Origin of the sequence: Anabaena sp. UHCC 0253 (assembly GCF_009712085.1) — a bacterium.
Taxonomy (GTDB): domain Bacteria; phylum Cyanobacteriota; class Cyanobacteriia; order Cyanobacteriales; family Nostocaceae; genus Dolichospermum.
The window spans coordinates 863,684-866,765 of the sequence record NZ_VILD01000001.1 but is presented as its reverse complement, the minus strand read 5'-3'; the positions used below and the strand labels follow the sequence as shown (position 1 = coordinate 866,765).

At 35.4% G+C, this 3,082-nt stretch carries 5 protein-coding genes; all 5 read right to left on the bottom strand.

Features of this window, described 5'->3' with window-relative positions; all coding sequences use genetic code 11:
* Positions 1-95: 95 nt before the first annotated feature.
* The gene (locus FJR38_RS03830) at positions 96-509 is read right to left on the bottom strand and encodes a hypothetical protein (RefSeq protein WP_168500036.1); all 414 of its coding nucleotides are present in this window, start codon (positions 507-509) and stop codon (positions 96-98) included.
* Positions 510-521: 12 nt separating this feature from the next.
* Positions 522-1,274: an SMI1/KNR4 family protein gene (locus tag FJR38_RS03825; RefSeq protein WP_168500034.1), complete on the bottom strand. Its 753-nt coding sequence runs from the start codon at positions 1,272-1,274 to the stop codon at positions 522-524.
* 12 nt (positions 1,275-1,286) lie between these two features.
* Positions 1,287-1,559 carry a hypothetical protein gene (locus FJR38_RS03820; RefSeq protein WP_168500032.1) on the bottom strand — a complete coding sequence of 91 codons (273 nt, stop codon included), beginning with the start codon at positions 1,557-1,559 and terminating at the stop codon, positions 1,287-1,289.
* Positions 1,560-1,641: 82 nt separating this feature from the next.
* A complete protein-coding gene (locus FJR38_RS28110) occupies positions 1,642-2,136 on the bottom strand; it encodes a transposase (protein WP_254449335.1) in 495 nt (164 codons plus the stop codon).
* 46 nt (positions 2,137-2,182) lie between these two features.
* Positions 2,183-2,521 carry a hypothetical protein gene (locus tag FJR38_RS28105; protein ID WP_254445418.1) on the bottom strand — a complete coding sequence of 113 codons (339 nt, stop codon included), beginning with the start codon at positions 2,519-2,521 and terminating at the stop codon, positions 2,183-2,185.
* Positions 2,522-3,082: the final 561 nt, after the last annotated feature.

Sequence of the window (3,082 nt, the reverse complement as noted above, 5' to 3'; positions counted from 1 at the left end):
GATATTCTTGCTGTAATGTTTTTGTAGGAGTTGGGTTTTCGTTATTTTGGGTTTCCATAGTTTTTGTTTATGAATTTTCAGGAATATTTTATCACTTATGTAGGGAATTTGTAAATAATTCCACCTTCATTACTAGCTTCAAAGTTGCCATTTAATTGTTTAGCTTTTTCATCTAAATATAGTTTGGCTTCTTCGATGGGAATTTGAGCCGCTAGGGCAAATTTAGTAATAGTGATTTCTCCTTCCTGTTGTTGTAATAAATTCAGAAATAGTTGTTCTTTTTCTAAGTTTAATTGTTTAAGTTGTTTTTGATGTTGTTGACGTAAACTCCAGATAATCCATGTTCCTAAAGCAGTTGATGGTAAACCAAATAATACCATCGCTCCCAATGCTCCCTCTTTGCCTTTTTGGGTAGTATTGGGGTTAGTAAGGTCTACAGTTCCTAAAATGAAGATGGCTAGACCTATGGTTAAAAAGAAGCCGGCTGTGATTTTTTTGATTGTGTTCATTGAATAACAGTATCATTCCTCCAACCATGTTTGATTATAATCTTTAGATTGTAAATCAATTGAGATCCAAGTATTAAAAATTGTCCAAAATTTGATATCCAAGTCTGGTTCTGTAGGTTTGTTGGACCAAAAAATTAGAGGCCTGGGTTTTTTCATTTCATTATCTTCCGACAGTTCAAAGCCAATATAACCGCTACCGCCATTAGCAAATAATATAATTGTTTTTGTGTAATTAAGTGGCAGATTTCTAATTACTTCAGGTTCTAAATTCCACTCTGTTGATGATAACACTGATATTTTATCTACAGGTTTATGTCCCATAGAAAGATCAAACAGAGATAACCAGCCATTATTAATGGTGTACAATTTTTTTAAATCTTCTGGTAATTTTGACCAAAAAGGTTTTATTCCTTCCATAATTTCCTGCTCTTGTAAAGGAGGAAATCCCCGGTGATAATATAGTTCTTCATCATTGAGAAATACGTATAGTAAAGAGGGAGGTTTATTATCTTCTATTAAGATAGCTAAACCTTGTAACCTACTTTCTAAATCCTCAATTATCACTTCAACTCTGTGAAGAATAGGTTGCCATAACTCTCGTAATTTTGTAAAATCAACTTCCTCTAAAGATAAAAGACCTAACCATGATTGAGAAATTTTTGATAAAACATCTTGAGGAATATCCTGGATATCTGTAATTAATTGAGGATTATAGCAGTAGTTTTCGAGATAGTTTAAAATATTGGATTTAGTAATTTGACTCATACATAAAAGCCTCTATTCACCTAATTGTTGCTCTTTGACTAATGTTTGAATTTGATTTTCTAGTAAAGATTTAATTCTTTGCTCTTCATTGATAATTTTAGCTTTAAATTCTGGTGGAACTGCTCCCAACGCAGAATGTCCTTCCCATTCAGCCCAACTTTTATCTTGTTTTGATGCATTAGAGCTTTTTCCTAATCCCATAAAATTATCTGGATTATTTAAAACTTTTAGTAGATTTTCTGATGACAATCTACTAAAGTCTTGAATTTCTGTAATAGTCTTCATAGCAACAATATGATCTGCTTCCAATGAATCAAGTTTATAACGTATCCCCTCAATATTTCGGGGTCAGGAGTTATTCGGGCATTCATGAACAAGCAAAGTGATTGAGAGCAGATTGTTCACGAACAATAGTTGCCAAAGAGGGAATATTCCCAAGATGAGAAATCCGGTCACGCACATACTCAAAAAAGCTGATTCCTAACTTACGAGTAGTAGCAACAAGTGACATAAAAGTATCCCAAGCCTGAGTACCTTCTAAAGTTTGAGTAGCATAACTAATATTACGTCGCTGCACCATAGTCCGAGCAGCTAACTCCGCCGGATTATTATGCAAGGGCAATTCAGGATGCTCTAATACTAAAAGCAACTCCGAACTTTTAAGCAAAGTTAATTGTTTTCGCTCATCTAATTGTTGATAACCACTTTTAGTATCAAAAAGTTTCCAAAACTCAGACCGGAGTTTTTCAGCCGTTTGTTGACTAGGAGAATCCTTATAAGCGAGTAAATCTTGGTAGTAATCCCAGAAATCATCCAAGAAGTCATCAAGAGCCTTTTGATGACAAGCAACATAAGGAGTCAATTTCTTGTAATGTCGTCCCTCATGTACCCAGCACAAAGCTATACTATCAGTCAGGAGCTTGAACTGAGGAAGCATCATCACAAACCAGAGTTTGTACCACTGGCCAATCAGTTTGTTGATGATAGAAAGCAATGGCTGCTGCTTCGATGATCCGAGTCCTCTGCTGAGAACCCAGTTTGGGTAAATATGTATCAAGCAGGGCGTTAAACTCAGTCTCACTCAACACTTTGTTTTCAGGTAATAGTTTAAGCGCGGTCTTCCATTTAGTCGGGATTTGAAAAGTCTCCACCAAATCGTATGTAAGTTGATTCAGGATTAACTCCAGTTCCCGTTCGTTTTGCAATACTCTCACCACACTTAGTCTATCTTTCTTGGCTGTGGTCAAGTAGATTGTATCCCTCTTCTGTCACTTTCCGAATAAAGTAAGTAGTAAATAAACTAAATTATCCTGAAGAATAAAAGGGAACAAATCCATTCATGGCACTGATGAGGTGATTAAATCCAAGCAATAAATCGGAATTGGGAAAAATATCTAGCCAGGGATAAATTGACCAGAGGCTAAATAGGTTTTTCCTGCTGAGGGTGAGTAGTATTTCTCTTTCCGAAATAGTACGTTGTCTGTTTTCAGGATGATGTCTTGGATGATTACTTCTTGATACCCTTTAAACTCTGCGTCTGCTGGTAGTTTGTCTTGTGGATATTCCAGTATTTGTTCTCTATCTATTTTAATCGTCCCGTTCTTACTGCTTTTGCTGTGCTTTTTTGGAGCTTTTCGCTCTTTTTATGATGAGTGATTATTGGTCAACTCTTTCTTATTGGCTTTGATGTCTGGCTTACCTTGTTCTCCTTTCAGACGGTTATTTTCATCTTTTAACTGTTGATTTTCTGCTCGTAATTCTTTAACTTCTGCTTGTAATTGCTCTATTAAGTTGAGTAATATTTCTAC